At 59.2% G+C, this 23,926-nt stretch carries 19 protein-coding genes; 4 read left to right on the top strand and 15 right to left on the bottom strand.

Translation table 11 applies throughout. From position 1 onward, the window contains the following. Positions 1-66: 66 nt before the first annotated feature. Positions 67-480, bottom strand: a complete 414-nt coding sequence (locus KW403_RS17115; protein ID WP_223020618.1) for a hypothetical protein — start codon at positions 478-480, stop codon at positions 67-69. Positions 481-508: 28 nt separating this feature from the next. Beyond that, complete coding sequence (locus KW403_RS17110) at positions 509-1,003, bottom strand: single-stranded DNA-binding protein (RefSeq protein ID WP_223020617.1); 495 nt, start codon at positions 1,001-1,003, stop codon at positions 509-511. A 951-nt stretch (positions 1,004-1,954) separates the two neighbouring features. Between KW403_RS17110 and uvrA the strand changes: the two genes are divergently transcribed. Both uvrA and KW403_RS17100 read left to right on the top strand, forming a co-directional pair. Further along, on the top strand, positions 1,955-4,879 hold the full coding sequence (uvrA, locus tag KW403_RS17105; RefSeq protein WP_223020616.1) for an excinuclease ABC subunit UvrA: 2,925 nt from the start codon (positions 1,955-1,957) through the stop codon (positions 4,877-4,879). A gap of 4 nt (positions 4,880-4,883) precedes the next feature. After that, the gene (locus tag KW403_RS17100) at positions 4,884-5,684 is read left to right on the top strand and encodes a DUF72 domain-containing protein (RefSeq protein ID WP_223020615.1); all 801 of its coding nucleotides are present in this window, start codon (positions 4,884-4,886) and stop codon (positions 5,682-5,684) included. A 113-nt stretch (positions 5,685-5,797) separates the two neighbouring features. Here KW403_RS17100 and KW403_RS17095 read toward each other — a convergent pair whose 3' ends face one another. Then, positions 5,798-8,203 carry a ComEC/Rec2 family competence protein gene (locus KW403_RS17095; protein WP_223020614.1) on the bottom strand — a complete coding sequence of 802 codons (2,406 nt, stop codon included), beginning with the start codon at positions 8,201-8,203 and terminating at the stop codon, positions 5,798-5,800. A 130-nt stretch (positions 8,204-8,333) separates the two neighbouring features. Here KW403_RS17095 and gltX point away from each other — a divergent pair, with 130 nt between their 5' ends. Both gltX and gltA read left to right on the top strand, forming a co-directional pair. Then, positions 8,334-9,755: a glutamate--tRNA ligase gene (gltX, locus tag KW403_RS17090; protein ID WP_223020613.1), complete on the top strand. Its 1,422-nt coding sequence runs from the start codon at positions 8,334-8,336 to the stop codon at positions 9,753-9,755. 196 nt (positions 9,756-9,951) lie between these two features. Then, positions 9,952-11,247 (top strand): citrate synthase, encoded by a 1,296-nt coding sequence (gltA, locus tag KW403_RS17085; RefSeq protein ID WP_223020612.1) that lies wholly within the window; start codon positions 9,952-9,954, stop codon positions 11,245-11,247. A 51-nt stretch (positions 11,248-11,298) separates the two neighbouring features. Here the strand turns inward: gltA and KW403_RS17080 are convergent, their stop codons facing one another. The 12 genes from KW403_RS17080 to frr all read right to left on the bottom strand — a co-directional run bounded on the left by KW403_RS17080 (position 11,299) and on the right by frr (position 23,917). Further along, positions 11,299-11,739 (bottom strand): glyoxalase superfamily protein, encoded by a 441-nt coding sequence (locus KW403_RS17080; RefSeq protein WP_223020611.1) that lies wholly within the window; start codon positions 11,737-11,739, stop codon positions 11,299-11,301. Then, positions 11,736-13,127: an MATE family efflux transporter gene (locus KW403_RS17075; protein ID WP_223020610.1), complete on the bottom strand. Its 1,392-nt coding sequence runs from the start codon at positions 13,125-13,127 to the stop codon at positions 11,736-11,738. The genes KW403_RS17080 and KW403_RS17075 overlap by 4 nt, the downstream gene beginning before the upstream one ends. 231 nt (positions 13,128-13,358) lie before the next feature. Continuing rightward, positions 13,359-14,534 carry a lipid-A-disaccharide synthase gene (gene lpxB / locus KW403_RS17070; RefSeq protein ID WP_223020609.1) on the bottom strand — a complete coding sequence of 392 codons (1,176 nt, stop codon included), beginning with the start codon at positions 14,532-14,534 and terminating at the stop codon, positions 13,359-13,361. Further along, the gene (locus KW403_RS17065) at positions 14,524-15,423 is read right to left on the bottom strand and encodes an LpxI family protein (protein WP_223020608.1); all 900 of its coding nucleotides are present in this window, start codon (positions 15,421-15,423) and stop codon (positions 14,524-14,526) included. The genes lpxB and KW403_RS17065 overlap by 11 nt, the downstream gene beginning before the upstream one ends. Further along, positions 15,407-16,237, bottom strand: a complete 831-nt coding sequence (gene lpxA, locus KW403_RS17060) for an acyl-ACP--UDP-N-acetylglucosamine O-acyltransferase (RefSeq protein ID WP_223020607.1) — start codon at positions 16,235-16,237, stop codon at positions 15,407-15,409. The genes KW403_RS17065 and lpxA overlap by 17 nt, the downstream gene beginning before the upstream one ends. A 10-nt stretch (positions 16,238-16,247) precedes the next feature. Continuing rightward, the gene (gene fabZ / locus KW403_RS17055) at positions 16,248-16,718 is read right to left on the bottom strand and encodes a 3-hydroxyacyl-ACP dehydratase FabZ (protein WP_223020606.1); all 471 of its coding nucleotides are present in this window, start codon (positions 16,716-16,718) and stop codon (positions 16,248-16,250) included. Beyond that, positions 16,711-17,772 (bottom strand): UDP-3-O-(3-hydroxymyristoyl)glucosamine N-acyltransferase, encoded by a 1,062-nt coding sequence (gene lpxD / locus KW403_RS17050; RefSeq protein ID WP_223020605.1) that lies wholly within the window; start codon positions 17,770-17,772, stop codon positions 16,711-16,713. Before lpxD ends, fabZ begins: the two co-directional genes overlap by 8 nt. A 65-nt stretch (positions 17,773-17,837) precedes the next feature. Continuing rightward, on the bottom strand, positions 17,838-20,192 hold the full coding sequence (bamA, locus tag KW403_RS17045) for an outer membrane protein assembly factor BamA (protein ID WP_223020604.1): 2,355 nt from the start codon (positions 20,190-20,192) through the stop codon (positions 17,838-17,840). Positions 20,193-20,407: 215 nt separating this feature from the next. After that, a complete protein-coding gene (gene rseP, locus KW403_RS17040; RefSeq protein ID WP_223020603.1) occupies positions 20,408-21,547 on the bottom strand; it encodes an RIP metalloprotease RseP in 1,140 nt (379 codons plus the stop codon). Between the two features lie 192 nt (positions 21,548-21,739). After that, positions 21,740-22,603: a phosphatidate cytidylyltransferase gene (locus KW403_RS17035; RefSeq protein ID WP_223020602.1), complete on the bottom strand. Its 864-nt coding sequence runs from the start codon at positions 22,601-22,603 to the stop codon at positions 21,740-21,742. Next, on the bottom strand, positions 22,600-23,289 hold the full coding sequence (locus KW403_RS17030) for an isoprenyl transferase (RefSeq protein WP_246637980.1): 690 nt from the start codon (positions 23,287-23,289) through the stop codon (positions 22,600-22,602). The genes KW403_RS17035 and KW403_RS17030 overlap by 4 nt, the downstream gene beginning before the upstream one ends. 67 nt (positions 23,290-23,356) lie before the next feature. Continuing rightward, positions 23,357-23,917 carry a ribosome recycling factor gene (frr, locus tag KW403_RS17025; protein ID WP_223020600.1) on the bottom strand — a complete coding sequence of 187 codons (561 nt, stop codon included), beginning with the start codon at positions 23,915-23,917 and terminating at the stop codon, positions 23,357-23,359. Positions 23,918-23,926: the final 9 nt, after the last annotated feature.

Here is a 23,926-nt window from a genome sequence, read left to right as displayed (position 1 = left end):
TCCGGTGACCGGCCGCCTTCGCGGACGGGAAAGAAGGGCTCAGAGCGAAGTGGCAGATGCGTGCTTCTATTGCCCCGTCTGTGCGGGGATGGAAACCTTCATCTCCTTGCCGCCATAGCCGTGAACACTGTCGTGTGCACGAATGGTGACATGTGTAAGACCATCCGGCAGCGTGACGCCGGACAGGCTGCGGGTAAATGGCTGTTCGCTGACATGCGGGTGCAGTAGCTTGCGCGAACCAAGGACATTGCCGGCATTGTCGAGCACGTCCCACCGGTCCGCATAATGCTCCCAACCTTCATCGGCATGCTCGACCGTGACCTCAAAACTGTACGTCCCTGCTGATTCGGCAATGACGTTGACGTCCACAATGTCCGCTTCACCAGCAAGCGCTGATGGTGCGATTATGAGTGCAAGCATAACGGACCCGGCAACGCCCGCCCGAAAACCATGTCTACCGTCATGGGGCGGAGTGATCATGCCGGGTCTCCATAGATTCAGATGCCGATCAGAACGGGATTTCGTCGTCGAGGTTCTGCGAGTAGCCGCCTCCGCCACTGCCACCGCTGGTATCGGCAGGGCCTGACTGGCCGAAATCGGAACCGCGATTGCCACCGCCGCTATAACCGACCTGATTGTCGCCGCCCTGCCCGCGCGTGTCGAGCATCTGCAGTTCGCCACGGAATTTTTGCAATACAACTTCAGTCGTGTAGCGTTCCTGACCGTTCTGGTCGGTCCATTTGCGTGTCTGAAGCTGGCCCTCGATATAAACCTTGGCGCCCTTCTTCAAATATTGCTCGGCCACCTTGGCAAGATTATCGTTGAAAATCACGACATTGTGCCACTCGGTCCGCTCACGGCGCTCACCCGACTGGCGATCGCGCCAGGTTTCAGAGGTGGCGATGCGCATATTAACCACCGGATCGCCGGAATTTAGCCGGCGAATTTCGGGATCTGCACCCAGATTTCCCACCAAAATGACCTTGTTGACGCTGCCCGCCATAACGCTTCTCCACGCTTGTCCGAAATCTGCTGCGCACTTTATCGAAAGCCGCGCTCCCGCGCGCGCTCCGCCTGCGGTGCTCCGGCTCTCGTCCACAGCTCATTTGTTCTTATTATGTTCACATTCAATGATCAGCGTCAATGCACCCGCTCCCGCGCACGCAACGTGAGAGAAAAGCCCCGCCGCCTTTTGGTCGCACGGGGCTCCGGGTCTTCCGACCCTCCATACCGGGAATGGTTTACCGGTGTCATCAGGCAGGGCTTTTTACAACCCTGTCTTCAAAGAGTTTTGATTTTAGGGGGCAGCCAGCCGCCAGCGTTGTCATGCCTGCCGGCGATCGCGTTCTCCAGAAACGTCAATCACCATGGATCGGTATCGAAACACATTTTCCGCGACAAGCGTCGAATGTGTCTTGAACCGATCAGCCGGCTGTGGCTTCGCAATCCAGGCGAAGCCCTAGGGATCGGTCAGGTGGAGTCATACCCTGCTCCTTCTTCGCGTTTCGGCCATTGCTCGGTGTTTGCCTGCTCAGGCAGACCGTGCTTGCAGATATGCCCACAGGCATTTCCACGGCGCACTCAAACCACGAGCGCTGACCGAGATATACTGCGCCTTCGGGGCGTAGCGGTCAAGAAAATGCCTTGCCAAGCCGGCAAATGTGATCAGCTGTAACCTGGCGCATTTTCTCGATCGCATGGTCGGGTCTGGCAAAATTGTCAGGAGAGCGTTCGTTTTTTGTTCTTTTTCCTTGCGGAACGCCGGGGAGCACGTGTTAAAGGGAGATATGCGTTTTCGTCTCAAACTGATGAGACGGGGGCGCTCGCGGCGAAGCGCTGTCGGCACGGTGTCATTCCGACCCGGCGGTCGACATTTGCATCCCGCTTCCTACATGATGCACAGACCGGCGTGCTGCCGGCCCATCCGGTTTCTCAAAACAGGCAGCGACGGGGCATGCCAGAACACAAGTCCATCACCATTCGCGGCGCGCGCGAGCACAATCTCAAGAATGTCGATCTCGACCTGCCGCGCGAGAAGCTCATCGTCATGACCGGTCTGTCGGGTTCCGGCAAGTCGTCGCTCGCCTTCGACACTATTTATGCCGAAGGCCAGCGGCGCTATGTGGAGAGCCTTTCGGCCTATGCGCGCCAGTTTCTGGAAATGATGCAGAAACCCGATGTCGACCAGATCGACGGGCTTTCGCCAGCCATTTCCATCGAGCAGAAGACGACGTCTAAAAACCCTCGCTCGACCGTCGGAACGGTGACGGAGATCTACGACTATATGCGCTTGCTTTTTGCGCGGGTGGGCGTTCCCTATTCGCCGGCCACGGGATTGCCGATCGAAAGCCAAACGGTCAGTCAGATGGTCGACCGGGTTATGGTTCTGGAGGAAGGCACGCGGCTTTACATCCTGGCGCCCATCGTGCGCGGCCGCAAAGGCGAATACCGCAAGGAAATGGCCGAGCTCCAGAAAAAGGGCTTTCAACGCGTCAAGGTGGATGGCGAGTTCTACGAGATTGCCGACGTTCCCGCACTCGACAAGAAATACAAGCACGACATCGACGTCGTGGTGGACCGGGTCGTGGTGCGCGACGATCTCGCCACACGGTTGGCGGATTCGCTTGAGACCTGTCTAAGGCTTGCCGAGGGACTGGCGGTCGCGGAATTTGCCGATAAACCTCTCTCCGATGAGGCAACGGCAAAAGGTGGAAGCGCCAACAAATCCAAGAACGAGACGCATGAGCGGATCGTCTTTTCAGAAAAATTCGCCTGCCCGGTTTCAGGCTTCACGATCCCGGAGATCGAGCCGCGTCTGTTTTCGTTCAACAATCCGGCCGGCGCCTGCCCCACTTGCGACGGGCTTGGCAGCCAGCGCGCTATCGATCCGAACCTGGTGGTGCCTGACGACGGTGCGATCCTGCGCGAAGGGGCGATTGCGCCCTGGGCGAAATCCACGTCGCCCTATTATCTGCAGACGCTAGAGGCGCTCGGACGTGAATATGGGTTCAAGGTCGGCGACCGCTGGCGTGACCTTCCGGCGGAGGGTCAGGATGCCATCCTGAACGGCACGGGCTCGAAGAAGATCGTCTTCGACTATGATGATGGTCTGCGCAGTTACCGCACCACGAAGCCCTTCGAGGGCGTGGTGGTCAATCTCCAGCGCCGCTGGAAAGAGACTGAATCGGCCTGGATGCGCGAAGAGATCGAGCGCTACATGTCGGCCCATCCCTGCCCGGCCTGTGGCGGGCACCGTCTCAAACCGGAAGCCCTGGCGGTGAAGATCGACGGCCTGCATATCGGCCAGGTGACGGAAATGTCGATCCGCAAGGCTGGTGCCTGGTTCGAAGAGCTGCCGAGCCACCTTAATGACAAGCAGAACGAGATCGCCGTCCGAATCCTGAAGGAAATCCGCGAGCGCCTGCGCTTTCTCAACGATGTGGGCCTCGACTATCTGACGCTTTCACGCAATTCGGGCACCCTGTCGGGCGGTGAGAGCCAACGCATCCGTCTCGCGTCGCAAATTGGCTCGGGTCTGACGGGGGTTCTTTATGTGCTTGACGAGCCGTCCATCGGCCTGCATCAGCGCGATAATGACCGGCTTCTGGCAACGCTCAGGCATTTGCGCGATCTTGGCAACACGGTGATCGTGGTCGAGCATGACGAAGACGCCATCTTGACGGCGGACCACGTGGTCGACATCGGGCCTGCCGCCGGCATTCATGGCGGACAGATCATCGCCGAAGGTTCGCCGCGCGACATCATGGCCAACCCGGCCTCCGTCACCGGTAAATATCTGACCGGCGCAATGGCAATCCCGATGCCCGAACAGCGTCGTGAAATCCCGAAGAAGCGGCGCATTCGCGTTGTGGGTGCATGCGGCAACAACCTGAAGGACGTGACGGCGGAAGTGCCGCTCGGCACCTTTGCCTGCGTCACCGGTGTGTCCGGCGGCGGCAAGTCCACGCTTCTGATCGAGACATTGTTCAAGGCCGCTTCGCGCCGCATCATGGGATCGCGCGAACAACCTGCCGAACATGACAGGATCGAGGGGCTCGAACATCTGGACAAGGTGATCGACATTGATCAGTCCCCCATCGGCCGTACGCCAAGGTCAAACCCTGCCACCTATACCGGAGCCTTCACCCCGATCCGTGACTGGTTTGCGGGCCTGCCCGAAGCCAAGGCACGCGGTTACCAGCCCGGCCGCTTCTCGTTCAACGTCAAGGGCGGCCGATGCGAGGCCTGCCAGGGTGATGGCGTCATCAAGATCGAGATGCACTTTCTGCCGGATGTATATGTGACCTGCGACGTCTGCCACGGCAAGCGCTACAACCGCGAAACGCTCGACGTGACCTTCAAGGGTAAGTCCATCGCCGATGTTTTGGAAATGACCGTGGATGAAGGGGTTGAGTTCTTTTCAGCCGTACCCGCCGTACGCGACAAGCTGGTCACGCTCGCGCGTGTCGGTCTTGGCTACATTCATATCGGCCAGCAGGCGACAACTCTGTCAGGTGGCGAGGCGCAGCGCATCAAGCTTGCCAAGGAACTCTCGAAACGGGCAACCGGGCGCACGCTCTACATTCTGGATGAGCCGACCACGGGGCTTCACTTCCATGACGTGTCCAAACTTCTCGAAGTGCTGCACGAACTGGTCGATCAGGGAAACACGGTGGTGGTGATCGAGCACAATCTCGAAGTCATCAAGACTGCCGACTGGATTCTTGATCTGGGTCCCGAGGGCGGCGATGGCGGAGGCGAGCTTGTCGCCTCAGGCTCCATCGACGACATCATGGCCGAGCCGCGCAGCTACACCGGCAAATTCCTCAAAGAGCTTCTCGAACGCCGGCCCGCCGGCAAAGCCCAGGCAGCGGAGTAGACCGATGACCACTGGCACCATTCGCGCTGGCATGGGCGGCTGGACGTTCCAGCCATGGGAAGGCACCTTCTATCCCGATGACCTGCCGAAGAAGCGACAACTCGAATACGCCTCGCGGCAGGTGCCGACCATTGAGGTGAACGGCACCTATTATGGGAGCCAGAAGCCCGCAACCTATGCCAAATGGGCAAGCGAGGCGCCGGATGGATTTGTCTTCGCGCTCAAAGGAAATCGCTTCGTGACAAACCGCAAGGTTCTGTCGGAAGCTACTGAATCTCTTGAGAAATTTCTTGGTTCCGGTATTTCCGAAATCGGAGAGAAACTTGGGCCTCTCGTCTGGCAGTTCGCTCCAACGAAGAAGTTTGATCCGGAAGATTTTGAAGGGTTTTTGCAGTTGCTGCCCTCCGAGCGCGATGGCGTTCCCCTCAGGCATGTTCTGGAGGTGCGTAACGAAAGCTTCTGCACGCCGGAGTTTCCCCGCCTCGTGCGCAAGTATGGTGCCGCCATCTGCTACGCGCATCACAACACTTATCCGGAAATCGCCGACGTGACGGGTGATTTCATCTATGCCCGTCTGCAGCGCGGCGAGGATGATGTTCCGACAGCCTATCCGCCGGCAGAGCTCGACGGATGGACGCAACGGGCGAAATTGTGGGCTCAGGGCGGACAACCCGATGACCTTCCGCTCATGGACCCGGATTTCACGCCCGCGATGAAGCCGCGCGAGGTCTTCGTCTACTTCATTCATGAAGGAAAGATTCGCGCGCCACATGCCGCCAGAGCTTTTATGCAGCGCGTGGGCTAGCTCATCTTCCGTGATGCCGTGCTTCACGCCTTTGGGTCAGAGTGAGCTCGGACTGGGCCGGACATCTAAAGTCTTTGAAGTTTGATTTAAACCCCTGTTTCTACGGAGTTTTATCAGTCTTTTGAAGTCTTCGGGCTGCGTTTGTATGGTCCCAGGCCACGAGCCGCGCGTGAATACTGACGCTGCTGGTGCCATGGCCGAAAAGGTTCACTGACCGCAAAAGCGATGTGAAACGGGGGCCGTTCCTGAGCAGTGCTGGCTATGCTTATCTCCGCACTGCCTCCTCGCGCCAGATCTTGAGCCGTGATTGTTCTTGCGCGGCCCAGCCCACAAGGCCCGTCGATGCGCGCATCGTTGATGATGATGAGATCGGCAGCCCCACACAGTTCATCAAGAAGTCGACGGGAAGGCGGAGCTTCGCTTTTCATCACATGCACAATGATTGCACCATGCTGATGGCGCAGCACACAGAAGGCCTCGTTGCATCGAAACCGAGGCGTTGTGGCGCGGGCAAAGACCTCCGCAGTTGCCGCGCCGCTCAGCCCTTCTGGTTTAAGAACAGTTTCTGTTCCGGCGGCTCGTAACCAGTTTTCCAGAGCAAATGCATTTGGTCGATTGCGGTTGACAGCGAGAGCCCCGTCCGATGTACGCACCGCCACCAGCCGTGCGTCCTCGGAAATGAAGATGTCAGGCAAATTGCGCGCCGAAATGAGGAGCAGCCCCATCGCGAGAAGTGGCAGAGAGGCCAATCGCAAACTGGTGGTTGTGGTGGTGAGGATGGCTAGCGCCGCGGTCAGACAGAGGGTGGCGGAGAGAGGGATTGCGCCGGTGGCATCGATTGGGCTGTGCTCGGAAAACCACCGAGCGATGCCCATGACTGCGGATATCCCCCCGCCCATCAGGGCCAACGGCCAACCATCGAGGTTCAGCGGCATCGTGGCGATCGCCGCGACTGCCGAAGGCATCACCACGACTGAGGCCACGGGCATGGCCGCCAGATTGGCTCCGAGCGCCAGCGGGGATGCCCGCTGAAAGTGCCACACACCATAGAGCGTTGTCGCAGTGCCGGCGATAAGGGATGTAAGCGCGATACCGCAGATGGACACGATGATCAGGTGGGCGAACTTTGCAGCACCTTTCCGCTCCGCATAGGGTTTTCGGGAAAGCCGTTTGATGCGGTGCGCGTTCCAAACCGCATAGCCAGCAATGAGCGCCGCAGTTGCTGAAAACGACATCTGGAAGCCGGGCCCAACGACCTCGTGCGGCGCCGTCACAATCACGATCAAGGCTGCAAAAGCCAGATTACGCATGGTCAAAGCAGCGCGATCAAACAACAGGGCAAGGAGCATGATCGCAAGCATGAGAAAGCTGCGCTGAGCCGCCACACCGCCCCCTGAGACCAGCAAATAGAAAAAGCAGACAAGCAGGGCGACAGCGGCAGCATATTTGCGAACCGGATGACGCGAAGAAAAACCGGGAAAGAATGCAAATCCGAGCCTCGCGGCACCGATTATCGTAAAAGCAGCAAGCGCCATATGCAGCCCCGAAATGGCGAGAACATGCGCCAGTCCGGCCCGGCGCAGATGTTCGTTGTACTCTTCTGGGATGCCTCCCCTCATCCCGGTGATGAGCGCTGCGGCCACCTCGCCCTCGGCCCCGCCCACGCGGCTGCGGAGTCTCTCGGCAAGGTGTTCCCGCAATCTCTGGAGTGCGGATAAAGACGATCGCCATGTTCCATATGATTGATCGATTTCCACCCGCTCCGGACCCTTCATGAAAAAGCCCACGGCGCCGAGACCGTCGAAATAGCTCTCGAATGAAAAATCATAAGCGCGGGGCCGGATGGGTCCTGACGGGGGCATAAGGCGCACCAGCCCCTGAATTCCATCCCCCGGTCTCAAACCCTCTGGAATTGAGCGTGCCGATAGGCGCGCGCGCGCCGGTGCATAGCGCAACTGTGGGCGTTCGGTTGAAATCAGGTCTACGGTCAAACGCAAACGCCCGTCCGCTCGCGCCTCAATGCTCGCGACACGGCCGGTAAGCCGCGTTGTCACCTCCGCCCCAAGCATGGGTGTTGCTGCCCGCCAGCTTTCGATCTTGGCACATGTAAGCCCCAAGAGAACGATGAGAGTGGCAAGAATTGCGACGCGAAGGAAGGGTTTTCCCGAAGCCAGGAAGGCCATAAAACTGAGGGCGAACAAGCCGCTGACAACAGCATAGGCAGGCGGCTCGACTGGCAAGGCGAAGTAACCAAGCGCCCCGGCACCCAGCAGAACCGGAAGCCAAAGAAACAGGGTGCCTCTGGCTGCTTCCTGCGAAAGTGCGGCACGCGTTCTCGTGTTCCACGCATGCCAGAGCGGGGTGGGCAAACCGAGTTTTCTTGCTGCAATGAGGGTATGCGAGGCGCGCGCCTGCCCCATTTCGATAACTTTTGCTTCGACTTGCGCTTCCGGCGCTTGCATACCGACGGCAAACTGCGCCCGCTCATCGGTCTCAGGCACTGCCAGTTCGTCCCCCATCGCCTGGCCTCCCCGTACCATGCTTGCGCCCGAACCGTTCTATGCTACATGACAGCCAGCCAAAGACCACCTGCGGTATCGCTTACCTTTGAAAAGGCTGTGAGATCGCGTCAAATCCCGGGATAGATTCATGAGCAGCACCGTCGTCACGCGCTTTGCGCCCTCACCCACCGGCTTTTTGCATATCGGCGGCGCGCGCACGGCGCTCTTCAACTGGCTCTATGCGCGCCATACCGGCGGGAAGATGTTGTTGCGCATCGAAGACACTGACCGACAGCGCTCAACGGACGAAGCGACCGCAGCCATCCTCAGCGGACTTGCTTGGCTCGGTCTCGACTGCGATGGCGAGCCTGTTTCACAATTTGCGCGCGCAGAGCGACACCGCGCGGTTGCGGAGGAGCTGGTGGCCAGGGGAGAAGCTTACTATTGCTACAGCTCACAGGAGGAGCTGGAGGCCATGCGCGAGAAAGCGCGATCCCAAGGGCGCCCACCCCGCTATGACGGCACATGGCGTGATCGCGATCCTTCGGAGGCTCCCGAGGGAATCAAACCCGTTATCCGTATCAAAACGCCGCAAGACGGGGAAACCATTGTCGAGGATCAGGTGCAGGGCACGGTGCGCTTCCCCAACAAGGATCTCGATGATTTCATTATCCTACGTTCCGATGGATCCCCCACCTACATGCATGCCGTGGTGGTGGACGACCACGATATGGGCGTCACACACATCATCCGCGGCGACGACCACCTGACCAATGCCGCACGCCAGACGGTGATCTACAGGGCAATGGGCTGGGAGGTGCCGGTGATGGCCCATATCCCGCTTATTCATGGGCCAGACGGCGCGAAACTCTCCAAACGGCATGGCGCGCTGGGCGTCGAGGCGTACAGGGAGATGGGTTACCTTCCCTCGGCCTTGCGCAACTATCTGGCACGGTTGGGCTGGAGCCATGGCGACGACGAGATCATGTCTGACGAAGACATGATTCGCTGGTTCGACATTGCCGATGTGAACAAGGGCGCCGCGCGTTTCGATTTCCAGAAGCTGGAGGCGCTCAATGGCGTGCATATGCGGCAGATGGAAGATGCGACGCTGCTTGATATCCTGACCGATACACTGCCATATCTGGCTGGAGGCAAGGCACTCCTCGACGCCCTGGACGAGACGCGGAAAAATCAGTTGCTGCAGGCGCTTCCGGGCTTGAAAGAACGCGCCAAGACTCTCGTGGAACTCGTTGATAGTGCCGGATTTCTATTCGTGGAAAGACCGCTTCATGTCGACGAAAAAGCCAATCAGCTTCTGGATGAGAATGCGCGTCAACTGCTTGCGGAAATTCTTCCCGTATTGCAAAATGTAGAGGATTGGACCCTTGCGAATATCGAAGCAGCTGTCCGCGCTTTTGCGGAACAGACCGAACGCAAGCTTGGCAAAGTCGCCCAACCCTTGAGGGCAGCGCTCGTCGGGCGCACCACGTCGCCAGGCATCTTCGATGTTCTTTCCGTTCTTGGGCAAGAGGAGAGTTTGGCGCGTATCCGCGATCAGGCTGCCTAGCTTCGTCCCGCAAAGGATTAGGCTTGCGGACAGGGTTTCATGACCAAGAGCGTGCTGCAGTGCAATATTCAGATGCTGCACGCGCTTGGCACCACGGGGGAAATGCGTTAGCTATTTCGCGCGCTCGACCGCCGACCATATTGTTTTGGGCGACAGTTTTCTGGCGCCAAGTTCCTTGAAGTGAGAGGTGATTGCGATGACCAAACCAACTGCGAAGCTGGAAATTGGCGGCCAGGAAGACGGGCACGAATTCGAGATTTTGAAGGGCAGCGTGGGCCCGGATGTCGTCAACATCACCTCGCTTTACAAAGACACCGGGATGTTCACCTACGACCCGGGTTTCACCTCCACGGCGAGCTGCGAATCGAAGATTACCTATATTGACGGTGACGAAGGCATCCTCCTCCACCGCGGCTATCCGATCGAACAGCTGGCTGAGCATGGCGATTTTCTGGAGACCTGTTATCTGCTGCTTTATGGCGAATTGCCGACCAAGGCGCAGAAGGAAGATTTCGACTATCGCGTGACGCACCACACCATGGTGCACGAGCAGATGAACCGCTTCTTCACCGGTTTCCGCCGTGATGCGCATCCAATGGCGGTCATGTGTGGCGTGGTGGGGGCGATGTCGGCCTTCTATCACGACTCCACAGACATTTCCGATCCGCATCAGCGCATGGTGGCCAGCCTTCGCATGATCGCCAAGATGCCGACCATCGCGGCCATGGCCTACAAGTATCATGTGGGTCAGCCCTTCGTTTATCCGAAGAATGACCTTGGCTATGCAGCGAACTTCCTGCACATGTGCTTTTCGGTGCCGTGCGAGGACTATAATGTAAACCCGGTTCTTGCGCGCGCGATGGAGCGGATCTTCATTCTGCATGCCGACCACGAGCAGAATGCTTCCACTTCGACTGTCCGTCTGGCCGGCTCTTCGGGCGCCAATCCATTTGCTTGTATCGCTGCCGGCATCGCCTGCCTTTGGGGGCCTGCCCATGGTGGCGCAAACGAGGCGGCGCTCAACATGCTCGACGAGATCGGTTCGGTCGATCGAATTCCCGAATTCATCGACCGTGCGAAGGACAAGAACGATCCGTTCCGCCTTATGGGCTTCGGCCACAGGGTCTACAAAAACTATGACCCGCGCGCGAAAATCATGCAGAAGACCTGCCACGAGGTGTTAAGCGAACTGGGCATCAAAGACGACCCGCAGCTCGACATCGCCATGGAGCTCGAGCGCATTGCGCTGACGGATGAGTACTTTATCGAAAAGAAGCTCTATCCGAACATCGATTTCTATTCCGGTATCACGCTGAAGGCGCTGGGCTTCCCCACCACCATGTTCACGGTGCTCTTCGCGCTCGCGCGCACCGTCGGCTGGATCGCCCAGTGGAAAGAGATGATCGAGGATCCGAAGCAGAAGATCGGTCGCCCCCGCCAGCTCTACACAGGTGCGTCGCAGCGCGATTACGTTCCGATCGCCAAGCGCTGAGGTCTTATCGACCAGAGAAAAGCCCCGCTGTTTTTCGGCGGGGCTTTTTCTTTATGGAACTGCTCTGGCTTCCAGCGTCAGATGCGGCAGCCCGTTGGATGTGCGCTCTCGGGAATGCCCGTCCGGACCGACGGTTCCACGAATGCGTTTGCGGTGGCTGGAGAAGCTGTCAAACGTGACAACGTCCACAGGTTCGTCGAGGTCGATCACGACGCGAAACCAGCCGGGGCGCAGCCTTTGCGAAGCGATCAGGGTTCCTTCAAACGGCCGCGAGAGATAGATCCCCTGCACGCGCTGGCCGGGAGCCCATGCATCGGGTTTATTCTGCCCGATTGCAGCACAAAGCGTGTTCCAGTCACGGTATCCATGCTGGTGCGCGATTGTTTCGAGCGCCTGCGCATGCGATACGACGCGGCCTCGGTCCTTCAGATGCAGGCGTAGGCGCTTTGCGAGCGCCTTCGCCTCCGCCATGGTGGGCAGTGCGGGCTTCATGCCTGCACTCCACTCACCGCCGGGAAAAGCCCCCAACCCAGCCTTTTTGTCCGGGCCGTGCGGTAAAGCACGAAGACGGTGAGGACGAAAAGCATTGCTTCTGCGGACGGCCCGGCAACCCAGATACCGGCCTCGCCGAAAATAGCGGCGAACGAGAAGGCGAGCGGCATTGCAAAGAGGTATGGCTTCGAAAGACCGAGCAGCGCCGCCCGGCCCGCATCACCGATTGCCTGAAAATGCATCGCGATCATCATCAGCGGGCCAGTGGCGAAGAACAGGCCTGTTATCACGGGAAGGATGCGCGCCACTTCGGCCACGACCGCTGGATCCCCGACGAAGACCCGCCCTATCGCAGAGGCGAAGCAGGCCATCAGAACCTGAAGCGCAAGGCAGTAGGCGAAGGCGGCGACAACAGCAAATTGCAGGCTCCTGTTCACGCGCAGCAGCCTGTCTGCGCCGAAATTGTTGCCCGTGATCGTCTGCATGGCATGGCTCAACCCAAGAAGCGGCAGGAAAGCGAAGGTCATGACCCTCGTTGTGATCCCGTATGCCGAAACGGTGGTCCCATAGCCCGGCGCCGCCACCCACTGAAGTGCTGTAAGGATCGTCGCCGACCCCAGCGCGATGCCGATAAAATTCAGGCTCTGCGGCGCGCCGAGCGCCAGGATGTGTCCCCAGCTTCCATGCAGACCGTAGCGCGCAAGGACTGAAAGAGGCAATTGCGTCCGGCCCCACAGACGAAAGGCGAGAATGCCTGCGAATGCGAGCACCTGGGCGAGTGCGGTTCCATAGGCGGAGCCGGAAACGCCCATGCCAAGACCGGCAACCAGCATGTAGTTGAAGCCGATATTGGCGATCGAGATCAGAAAGGTCATCGCGGCCATGAGGTTGATGCGGCCCTCATTGCGCAATGCGTCGGAGTTGACGGAAAGCAGGAACAGAAGGGGTGAAGAGAAGACCGTGATCCGCAGATAAACAAGGCCCATCTCCGCGAGTTTCTGCGAGCCGCCAGCAACAAGCAGGGAGATCGCCGGTCCGAACGGCAGGAAAAGCAGCATCAGAAGAAGGCTGACAAGAAGCGCTAGGCCGTGCGCGCCGGAAAACACTTTTCCTGCCGCCTGCGTTTCGGCAGCGCCCAGAAGACGTGCCAGAAGGCTCGACATGCCACTCGAAACAAGCGTCGCCAGTGCGACGATGAACATATATAGCGGGAACATGAGCGTGACGGCGGCCAGAGCATCCGGCCCCACGAATTGCCCAAGGAAGAGCGCGTCGCAGACAGCAAGCAGTCCGTTCATGCCCATCACGAAAATGATCGGAAGTGCGGTACGCGCATAGATGGGTCCGAGAGGACCTTCGGTGAAAGCGTTGATGGGTTTTTCAGACAAATCCCCGTTCTCCTGTCGCAAGAGCCGCGCTGAAAAGGACGGGGTCCGCATTGCCATCCGCGCGAACATGCGTGGAGGAGGATCGAAAAGGTCTGGGGCAGAACTTCACCGTGACATGATGTCGGCGGACGGCAGGCGCCTGCAGCCGATCCGCTCTCTAGCCGGAAGCCGCCCCTACGTCAATGATCTGCGTGCTGTGCAAGCCTGTGGCCGGAAAAAGCCTGCAAAACCTCAAGCCGCGCCTGAAACATGCCGGAGAACCACCTGCGCCGCAATCTCGCCTGATGGTCTTTCTGTCGCCAGTGCGTGGGCGATCTCCTGAAAGCCTGCCATCTGCGCGGCACGCGCCGGCTTGTCGTCCCACAAGGTTGTGATCTGGCGGGCGAGATAAGATGGCCGGACGTACTGATTGAAATGTTCAGGCACGACTGGCCAACCGGCGATCAGGTTTGGCAGTGCCGCAGACCACACGGTGATCAAAGGTATGAGGGCGCGGGCTGCAAAATCGGTCTTGTAGCAAAGAATGGTCGGTATGCGGGCCAGAGCAAGTTCCAGAGAAACGGTTCCAGAACACGCCAGTGCCGCATCGGCCTCGGCAAAGGCCTGCCATTTACGCTCTTGATCGAGGATGATTTCGGGTCTTTTCGGCCAGTGCTTTGCCGCGGCTTCGATCATGGATGAGACATGCGGAACCGTGGGCATGAGAATGCGGAAGTCGTGCCCTGCCTCATGAAGATGCCGCACGGTCTCCTCAAACGGCTGGAGAAGCCTCGACACTTCCCCGCGGCGCGATCCAGGCAGAAGAAGCAGGGATCGCTGCTCGTCGGATGTTTTTGCCGGCCGTGATACATGCGCCTGAGCCGCCGCCAGGATGCCTGCGTCACTTGCCAGACGATGGCCGACAAATGTGCCGGGCGGGCCGCTGAGCCGTTCCAGTTCGGCGGGTTCGAATGGCAGAAGACAAAGCACCTCATCGACATGCGGACGCATGGCCGGCGCCCTTCCGGGCCGCCACGCCCACACGCTTGGACATACATAATGGATGATCGGGATGGAGGGTGCGAGCGCGCGCACCTTCTTTGCGACCCGGAGGCTGAACTCCGGGCTGTCGATCGTGATCAGGCAGTCGGGATTCGCATCCGCAATCGCCGTTGCGGTCTGGCCAATACGGCGGATCAGCCTGGGCAGGTCGCGCACAATGGCGCTGACCCCCATCAGCGCGATGTCTTCGGCATCAAAGATCGATTCCAGTCCGTGCCCGATAAGCCCTCGCCCGCCGACACCAAGAAGCTCGACATCCGACCCGTTCATCTTGCGCAGCGCCTCCACGAGGTCCGCACCAAGCAAATCTCCGGATTCCTCACCGGCGATCACGGCAATTTTCAAAGGGCGGCGCTCAGCGTTCATGGTTCGCCTCCGGATCAAGCCCGATGACGAACAGACCATGCTTGTCTGCCAGCTCAACCGTGGTTGCATAATCGAGTATCAGTGAGCGCCCCGCCTCCACCCCGACGCCGGCTAGCCCGGCAGCATGTGCCGCCCTTATCGTGTCAGGGCCGATGGTCGGCATGTCGGCGCGTTCCTCTTGCTCCGGTTTGACGCATTTGACTATTGCGCCGCGGGATTTGCCAGCAAGGCGGCCGTGATCGCGCAGGCCGCGCATCCGGTCGAGCAAGCCTGCAGTTCCTTCAATCCCCTCAAGCGCCACCGCGCGTCCGCCCACCGCTATGGCCGCCTGGCCAATGTCGAGCGCGCCGATCATTCGCGCTGCCGCGTAGGCAGCCTCCAAATCCTTTTTGTCGGACGCTTTTGGTTTGGTGCGCGTCATTATCCCTTCGGGTGCGAGAAGCTCCGGGGCAATCTCGTGCGCACCCAGAACCCGGATGCCTTTGGACTCGATATGCGCGATCACCGCACGCAGGAGCCCGTCATCGCCCTTGGCATAAGCCGCCACGAGCTTGGGAAGAGCGCGAAACACGTCCCACCCCAGCCTGACTTTGAGGATCGGCGGGCGGCGGCTCACACCCCCGGCGAGCACGAGATGCGTCACACCCGCTCTTTGCAGCTTCGGCAGAAACAGAGCCAGACGTTCAGCGGGCGCGGGCCAGAGCTCAAATTCGGCGACATTCGCGCCATCCAGCCAGTCCGCTTCACCTTCAATGGCAATGACAATCGGCCTGTGCCCACCCTTCACGAGCGTTCGAACCACATCCCGCGGCAGGGCTCCGCTGCCGGCGACAACGGCGACGCGAGCAGACTCCGGCAGAGCCGGATATTTTTCAGCCTGAGTCATCATCCTCGGAGGCGCCCCTGCCGCGCGCCGGAAGGGTGAAGTGACGCTTGTCCCTGCCCCCCACAAAGGCGACGATGTCACCAATCAGCTCCGAAGAGGGATAGGCGCGCTCAACAGCGCGAGCGTTCTCGTCCAGCGAACCATCTTCGGCGAAGAGCATTCTGTAGGCCTTGCGCAGGGCGGCGATATCGTCGCGCGGCATGCCTGAACGCTTAAGGCCAACGAGATTGAGGCCGCGCAGGCGCGCCCGGTCACCCACAGCCATCCCATAGGGAATGACATCGCCAACCACGGCGGCAAATCCGCCCAGAAACGCGTGATGCCCTATCCGCACAAATTGATGGACCGCCGCATAACCCGAAATGATCACGTGATCGCCGATTTCGGCATGCCCGCCAAGACCGGCGTAATTCGCCATGGTGACGTGATTGCCCACATCACTATCATGCGCGACGTGCGAATAGGCCATGAAGAGGCCATGCGACCCCACCGTCGTCTTGCCACGGCTGGTGTCTGTCCCGGCATGAAAGGTCACGCCTTCACGGATAACGTTGTGAGATCCGACCTCAAGCGTGCTTTTGCCGCCCTTGTGCTTGAAGTTTTGCGGAGGTGCGCCGAGAACGGCTTGTGGATAGACCTGGCATGCCTCGCCAAGTGTCGTGTCGCCCATGATGGTCACGTGGCCGATCAGTTCCACGTCATCGTGTAGCTTGGCGCCCGACGACACATGGCAGAATGGCCCAACCCGAACGCCCTGGCCAAGCTCTGCGCCGGATTCGACGATAGCCGACGGGTGAATAACAGTGTCGCGCGCCATGAGTTTTCCGTCAGCTCGCCTGTTCCACAGACATCATCGCCGAAATGACGGCCTCGGCAACCTTGGCCTCGCCCACCTTTGCGACGCAATCGAACTTCCAGATACTTCCGCGCTGCTTCACCTTGGTCACGTGGATCTCCAGACGGTCGCCTGGAATGACCGGTTTGCGGAACTTCGCGTTGTCGATGGTCATGAAATAGACCAGCGAGGGACTTTCGTCGCCGGCATTGTTGATGCAGATCGCACCAGCGGTCTGCGCCATCGCCTCGACGATCAGAACGCCCGGCATCACCGGTTGTGTCGGAAAATGCCCCGTAAAATGAGGTTCGTTAATGGTAACATTCTTGATGCCTATGGCAGAACGATCACCGTCAATCTCGATGATCTTGTCTACGAGAAGGAAAGGATAACGATGCGGCAGCAAGCGCATCAGGTCCATGATATCCAGGCTTTCAAGCGTGGTCGAAGCGGTGTCACTCATCCCCGTCCCTCGTTCTCTTTTTCTTTCCGTCCACCAGCCCGCGCAAGGCAGCCAACTCACGGAATGCCTCGCGGATCGGCTGGGCGGGAGACCCGGCCCAACGCTCGCCCGCCGGCACGTCATTCATGACGCCGCTGGATGCTGCAAGCTGGGCACCGGTGCCGATGTTGATGTGGTCGGCTATCCCGACCCGGCCGCCCAACATGACGAAATCGCCGAGCGTCACCGATCCTGAAAGGCCGCAATTTCCGGCGATGATGCAACTTCTGCCAATGCGGACATTGTGTGCCACCTGGACGAGGTTATCGATCTTCGTCCCCTGTCCGATGATCGTGTCCACGAGCGCGCCACGGTCCACAGTGGTGTTGGCGCCTATCTCCACATCGTCCTGAATGACCACACGACCGATCTGCGGCAGTTTTTCAAGCCCTTTGGTTCCCGGCAGATAACCGAACCCGTCCTGGCCGATTCGCACGCCCGCGTGAAGAATGACGCGGTCCCCGATCATGGCGCATTGCACGGAAGCGCCGGGGCCCACATAGCTGTCCCGGCCAATCCGGCAGGAGGCGCCGATCACGGCGTTGGGAGCAATAATCGTTCCGCGGCCGATCATGACGCCAGTGCCGATAACGGCGCCCGGTTCCACGATTACCCCATCTTCGAGAACGGCGTCTGCGGCCACGCTCGCCCGCTCCGAAACTCCGGTTTCGCCGGTCATCGTGCCGGGGGTCATGGCCTGCGGGAAGAGAAGTCGCGTTATCTGGGCGAAGGCCGCCTGTGGCCTATCGATCACGAGAAGGGCCACGGTTTCGGGACAATGGCCTGCCGCCTCGCGCTTGCACAAAACGGCGGCGGCCGTCGTGTTTCGCACGAGCTCGGCATTGCGCTTGCCTTCGATAAAAACCAGCGTGCCAGCGCCGCCGTCAGAGGCGGCGGCAACGCTATCGATCACGATCCCCGCAAATTCGGGACGAACAAGTTCGGCTCCCGTCAGCGAGGCAATCTCGCCTGCCGTAATGCGGCGTGCGGGAGGAAAAAAATCAGGGTCCTTCATGGAAACCTTTCGCCCGGACCCATAGGGCCCGGGCTAAACGGAACTGCTTCAGCAACACGCAACCGTTAGAAGCGTGTCGAAATACCGAAGTTGAAATGCTCCACCTCGTCCGATTCTTCTTTCAGGACCGGGTAGGCATAATCAACGCGCAGCGGTCCGAAGGGCGATGCCCAGATCAGGCCGGCGCCGACCGAGGCGCGCCACTGCATATCGGTTCCGATCGCCCCGGCAACATCGCTGCCGTAAAGCGTGGCGGCATCGGCAAAGACCGCGCCACGAAGACCGAAGCTTTCGGGCAGGATCGGGAACGGGAACTGCGCTTCCGCGGAGGCATTGAAATAGGTCGTGCCGCCCAGATGATCGCCGGTGGCAGTGTCATACGGACCAATGCCGTTGTAGTCAAAGCCGCGAATGATGCGATCGCTGCTCGAGAAATGGTCGAACACGCGCAGGTCGCCATCAAGCGCCTGAATGTGGCCACCACCGACCGTGAAGAGGCCGACCAGGTCAAGCTCCTCCGACAGCGTGTGGTAATAGGTGCCGCGCGCGGTTGCCTTCACGAACTTGGCATCGCCGCCGAGACCGGCGACCTCAAGCGTCAGGTTCGCATAAAGACCCGAATGCGGGTTCTTCATGTCATCGATCGTGTTGTAGATCAGCGAACCGCTGACGGACGACTTGATCCACTTCTCCTGATCGATGGCCTGAACAAGAGCGGTGGCAAGATCGCACCCCCCAGAATACGGATCTTCGCAATCACCAATGCCCGTATATTCCTCCTGAGAGAGGTTGTAGGCCAGCTGCGTGGACAGCGCCTCGGTAATCGGCAAACCGAAGCGGACCGTCGCACCTGTCGTGTCGCGCTCATACTTGTCATCGAACTTGCGCGTGCGGCGGTAAACGTCGAAACCAGCCGAGATGCGGCGTCCGAGGAAATACGGCTCGGTGAACGAGAACGAGTAATCGCGCGAGTTCTTGCCGCCGCCGGCAGCAATACGGACATACTGGCCGCGACCCAGGAAGTTACGCTCGGTAACCGAGCCTTCCACGGAGAAACCGCCGCTGCTGTCGACACCGCCGCTGGTCGAATAACCGGCGCCGATGGAGAATTCACCCGTTGATTTCTCGACCACATCGACGACGAGGACCACCTGGTCGGGCTGCGAGCCCGGCACGGTGGAGATATTGACCGTCTGGAAGAAGTTCAGTGCTTCAAGACGGCGCTTGGCGCGCTGTACCAGCACCTGGTTGAAGGCATCGCCTTCACTCAGATCGAACTCGCGGCGTATCACATAATCGCGGGTGCGCTGGTTGCCGCGGATCTCGATACGCTGGATATAGGCGCGCGGTCCCTCATCGATCGAATAGACAACATCGATCTCACGGGTTTCAAAATTACGGTTGCCGCGCGGCGTGACCTGGGCAAAGGCATAGCCCATGCCGGCGACATGCTCCGTCAGGGCGATGATGGAATCTTCGACGTTCTTGGCGCTGTAGACGCTACCCTGGTTGGTTTCGATCTGCGAGCGCAGGGTCTCCGGATCGATCCCGGAAATCGTGCTCTCGATGCCGATATTGCCAAAGCGATAGCGCTCGCCCTCCTCCACTGTGAAGGTCAGGGTGTATGCGTTCTCGGTCTCGTCGAGATCGGCAGACGAGGAAATGACACGGAAATCGGCATAGCCACGGTTGTAATAGAAACGACGCAGCGTTTCCTCGTCAGCGCGCAGACGATTGTCGTCATAAATGTCGTTGCGCATCAGGAAGGAAAGGAAATTCGACTGCTTCGTCGAAATCACATCCTTCAGACGGCCGTTGCGAAATGCATTGTTGCCGACGAAATTGATCGCGGCGATCTTGGTGCGGCCGCCTTCCTGAACCTCGAAGATGACGTTGACGCGGCCGTCTTCCAGCTCCTGCGTGCGACCGCTGACGGTTGCGTCGTCACGGCCAATGCGCCGGTAGGCTTCACGGATCGTCTCCTCGTCGGCCTGAAGCGACTGATTGGAGAAGGACTTGCGTGGCTGCAACTGCACTGCGCGCGCCAGATTCGCGTCCTTGATCTTCTTGTTGCCCTGGAAAATCACCTGATTGACGATCGAGTACTCATCAACAGTGACGACCAGCGCCCCGCCGGACTGGCTGATCGAAACATCGGCGAAAAGGCCGGTTGCGAAGAGCCGCTTGACGGCATCGTTCACATCATCCTGCGAGAACGAACGCCCCGGGCGAATGCTGATATAGTTGCGAATGGTTTCCGCGTCGACGCGACGGTTTCCACGCACCTCGATTCGGCTGACCGTGGCAGCATGCGCCGCCTCCATCGTGGCCAGCTCAACGGCGACCGTCCCCGTCATCGCCAACCCCGCCGAAAGGGCTACTGCCGAAACGGCGTTCTTAAAGCTCGAAGATGCCTTCATTGGGCCTGAAAACCTCTATTCTCTTTGTCCCCGCAGCGAGAAATAGGAACAATCTTGCAAAGCAGCTAACCTAATAGCCAGATTTTCCCTACACGCAAGCCTTCTAGTTAATTTGCGTTTACGAACCACCGCTTAGTGGCATTCGCATCACGCCAAAATCAAAGCCATGGTAAATATCGTCTCAATTTTTACACATTTTGCCTTCCCGAGCCTCCCTAGCACCCAAACAGGTCGTTCCAAAAAACAAACCCCATGAATGCGAGAACGGCGAACAGACCAACGCGGTAAACCGCGTCCATGACCCTCTCGGACACAGGACGGCGCATCACGGCTTCTATGGCGTAGAACACCAGATGCCCGCCATCAAGGGGGGGAATGGGTAAAAGATTAAGAACGCCTATCCCGACTGACAATAATGCAACAAGTTGAACCAGCCACTCGAACCCGAGTTGAGCGGCCTTTCCGGCCATATCCGCGATCTTGACCGGCCCGCCAAGCTGGCAACGATCTTCCCGGCCGGCCACGAAGCGCTTCAGGAACTGGCCGGTGCGGTAAATCACGTAACCGGTTTCCCCCACCGCCTCGCCGAGCGCCTCGAGTGGACCGAACTCGATCAGGCGGGGTTGCCCCATCTCCTGATCGTTGATCACGCCGATTGCGCCGATCCGCACCGTGTTGCCCAGAGCATCCTTCTGTTCGAGAAGCTCTGGCGTCGCCGTGAGGGTCACTTCCTCTTCATCCCTGCGGACGACGAACGACAACTCATCGCCTGCCCGGCCGGAAACGATACGTTGAACATCACCAAAGGTGCGCACTTGCGTACCATCGATGGAGACAAACCTGTCGCCAGGCTGAAATCCGGCGATGGCGGCGGGCGAATCCGACCGCACGTCAGCCACCATCGGTTCCATCACATACCGTCCGAAGCCAGAAAACATGACGGCAAAGACAGCGATGGTCAGAAGAAAGTTGAAGAGCGGGCCGGCGAAGACCGTCGCCGCGCGTTTCCATACGGGTTGAGTATGGAAGGCGACACGCAACTCCTCGGGCGACAGATGTTCGGTTGATTCGGGGTCAGGCGTGCTGGTCACCGACATGTCGCCGGTGAATTTCACATATCCGCCAAGGGGGATCGCCGACAATTTCCAGCGTGTGCCGTGCCGGTCATTAAACCCGAACAGCTCAGGTCCAAAACCGATCGAGAATGCCTTCACCCCGATGCCGCACCAACGCCCGACAAGATAGTGTCCCATTTCATGAACGAAAACGACCACGGTCAGAACGAACAGGAACGGAACGATCGTTCCGACCAGAAGGCCATTCGTGCTGAAAATCGAAGTCAAAAAATCGATCACGTCTGTCTCACTCGATCGCGGTTTGCGTCAGCGCTTGAATCGGGAAAACTCGTCAAGACTTTCAGAAGGTCTGTCGCATTGTTCCAATAAGCCGCCGGTTAATACGATCAGCCCTGAAAGAGCCTCCCGAATCCCGACTTCACCACACTCCATGCCATTCCGGCAGTTCCAAGGCAAATGGTTCCGGCTCCGCTAGAACTTGAAAAGAGCTTGAGCCGGGTGGTCTGTTCCACCCAGAAATGCCGCCAGCACGTAGAGAGCAAGCGCCGCCGCCAGCAGCCCATCAACCCGGTCCATCACCCCGCCATGACCGGGGATGAGGTTGCTTGAATCCTTAACGCCGTTTTTCCGCTTGAGAGCCGATTCGAATAGATCACCGACCTGAGAGACAACAGCCAGTATGAACGCGATCAAGGCAATCGTCTCCACGCTGTGAACCGCGTTCTCATGCAGTGTGAAAGCACCACCCGCAAGCACGGCGAAAACCGTTCCGCCGACCGCGCCACTCCACGTCTTTCCCGGTGAAATGGAGGGCGCGAGCTTTGCTCCGCCAAACGTCCGCCCGGTGAAATAGGCCATGATGTCCGTCGTCCATACAACTGCGAACAGAAACAGGATTGCCAAAAGCCCGGAGGTATCATCCACACGCAGATGAACCAGCGCCAGCGTGGGCGTGGCCGCGTATGCAAGCCCTGCAACAATTCCAAAGCCGGATCCGGTTGCCCAGCCGTGCAATGCCAGAATGAGAAGAGCTCCCACCAGGCCAAGAAACAGAACCGATGCCGGCTGGCCGAGAATCATCAAAGCCATGATCGCAGCAAGCAATGCAGCACCGAGCGCGATGTGCATGCCTCCACCTCGCTCCGAGCGCATGGCGCACCATTCATAAAAAATCGCACCGGCCATGGCTGCGGACATGATCCGAAAAGGTAAGCCGCCAAAATATGTAATCAGGAGAACGGCGAGGCCCAGAATGATCGCCGAAACAATGCGCAATTGCAGATTGCTACGCGGGCGGCCGGACGCCGGCTTTCCCTCCTCCCCAAGACCGTTCATAGGACGGCTTCGCGAGCTCCGACGCCGCCAAAGCGTCGTTCGCGGGCATTGAAGGTAGCGATCGCGGTTTCAAGATCGGCGCGACCGAAATCCGGCCAATGACAGGGCAGGAAGACAAATTCCGCATAAGCGGCCTGCCAGAGCAGGAAGTTAGACAGACGCTGCTCGCCGCTCGTTCTAATAATCAGGTCCGGATCGGGAATGCCGGCAGTATCGAGATAACCACCGAACGCTTCCAGATCGACCGCATTTGCCTCCAGCCGGCCCGATTGCACGTCACGCATCAGCGCTTTTGCAGCCCTCAAGATTTCGTCACGCGCGCCGTAGTTGAAAGCGATCACCAAGTTCATATTGGTGTTATCCGCCGTCAGATTTTCCGCTTCCAACAGAAGCGACTTGATGTCCTTTTCCAGATTCTCCCGATCACCAATGATGCGCACGCGCACACCATTCTGATGCAATTCGGCAAGATCCCGACGGATGAACAATCGAAGAAGCCCCATGAGATCATTGACTTCCGAGCGTGGCCGGGACCAGTTTTCGGACGAAAAGGCGTAGACGGTGAGCCAGTTGATCCCAAGTTCGCCAGCCGAACGCACGGCGCTGCGCAGCGCTTCCACACCGGCGCGGTGCCCGGCCCGGCGCGGGAGGCCCCGCGCTTCGGCCCAGCGACCGTTTCCGTCCATGATTATGGCTATGTGGGCCGGCTTCAACTGCTATTCTCCCCTCACCTCTTGAGCATCGCCCTGGCGGCTAGACCTGCATGATCTCGGCTTCCTTGGTCACCAGGAGCTTGTCGATGGCGGAAATGGTTTCGTCCGTCATCTTCTGCACCTGGTCGGACTGCGCATGCAGTTCATCCTGGCTGATGTCGCCGTCTTTCTCGGCTTTTTTGAGATGCTCCATGCCGTCGCGCCGCACATGACGAACCGCCACTTTCGCGCTCTCGGCATATTGATGCGCGATCTTGACGAGTTCTTTGCGGCGCTCCTCGTTGAGCTCGGGCAAGGGAATACGCAGGGTCGATCCATCCACGATCGGGTTGAAACCGAGATTCGATTCGCGGATCGCCTTGTCCACTGCATTGACCATGCTCTGGTCCCAGACCGCGACCGAAATCATGCGCGGTTCGGGCACGGAAACCGTTGCTACCTGATTGATCGGCATTGCCGCGCCATAAGCTTCCACCTGGATCGGATCGAGAAGATTGGCGGAAGCGCGGCCCGTCCTCAGAGAAGCCAAATCGTGTTGGAAGGCAGTCGTTGCTCCGTCCATACGCCGCTTCAGGTCTTTAAAATCAACGCCGTCGGCCATTATCAAATC

The sequence above is a fragment of the Nitratireductor kimnyeongensis genome, from assembly GCF_019891395.1.
In the GTDB taxonomy this organism is placed as follows: Bacteria; Pseudomonadota; Alphaproteobacteria; order Rhizobiales; family Rhizobiaceae; genus Nitratireductor; species Nitratireductor kimnyeongensis.
Note: the sequence above shows the minus strand (reverse complement) of the source record. Positions and strands in the feature narration are given on the sequence as shown.

Bases quoted from the DNA above. Each gene is read 5' to 3' on its own strand.
- KW403_RS17115 (WP_223020618.1), bottom strand. From the start codon at position 480: ATGATCACTCCGCCCCATGACGGTAGACATGGTTTTCGGGCGGGCGTT.
- KW403_RS17110 (WP_223020617.1), bottom strand. From the start codon at position 1,003: ATGGCGGGCAGCGTCAACAAGGTCATTTTGGTGGGAAATCTGGGTGCA.
- uvrA (WP_223020616.1), top strand. From the start codon at position 1,955: ATGCCAGAACACAAGTCCATCACCATTCGCGGCGCGCGCGAGCACAAT.
- KW403_RS17100 (WP_223020615.1), top strand. From the start codon at position 4,884: ATGACCACTGGCACCATTCGCGCTGGCATGGGCGGCTGGACGTTCCAG.
- KW403_RS17095 (WP_223020614.1), bottom strand. From the start codon at position 8,203: ATGGGGGACGAACTGGCAGTGCCTGAGACCGATGAGCGGGCGCAGTTT.
- gltX (WP_223020613.1), top strand. From the start codon at position 8,334: ATGAGCAGCACCGTCGTCACGCGCTTTGCGCCCTCACCCACCGGCTTT.
- gltA (WP_223020612.1), top strand. From the start codon at position 9,952: ATGACCAAACCAACTGCGAAGCTGGAAATTGGCGGCCAGGAAGACGGG.
- KW403_RS17080 (WP_223020611.1), bottom strand. From the start codon at position 11,739: ATGAAGCCCGCACTGCCCACCATGGCGGAGGCGAAGGCGCTCGCAAAG.
- lpxB (WP_223020609.1), bottom strand. From the start codon at position 14,534: ATGAACGCTGAGCGCCGCCCTTTGAAAATTGCCGTGATCGCCGGTGAG.
- KW403_RS17065 (WP_223020608.1), bottom strand. From the start codon at position 15,423: ATGATGACTCAGGCTGAAAAATATCCGGCTCTGCCGGAGTCTGCTCGC.
- lpxA (WP_223020607.1), bottom strand. From the start codon at position 16,237: ATGGCGCGCGACACTGTTATTCACCCGTCGGCTATCGTCGAATCCGGC.
- fabZ (WP_223020606.1), bottom strand. From the start codon at position 16,718: ATGAGTGACACCGCTTCGACCACGCTTGAAAGCCTGGATATCATGGAC.
- lpxD (WP_223020605.1), bottom strand. From the start codon at position 17,772: ATGAAGGACCCTGATTTTTTTCCTCCCGCACGCCGCATTACGGCAGGC.
- bamA (WP_223020604.1), bottom strand. From the start codon at position 20,192: ATGAAGGCATCTTCGAGCTTTAAGAACGCCGTTTCGGCAGTAGCCCTT.
- KW403_RS17035 (WP_223020602.1), bottom strand. From the start codon at position 22,603: ATGAACGGTCTTGGGGAGGAGGGAAAGCCGGCGTCCGGCCGCCCGCGT.
- KW403_RS17030 (WP_246637980.1), bottom strand. From the start codon at position 23,289: ATGGACGGAAACGGTCGCTGGGCCGAAGCGCGGGGCCTCCCGCGCCGG.
- frr (WP_223020600.1), bottom strand. From the start codon at position 23,917: ATGGCCGACGGCGTTGATTTTAAAGACCTGAAGCGGCGTATGGACGGA.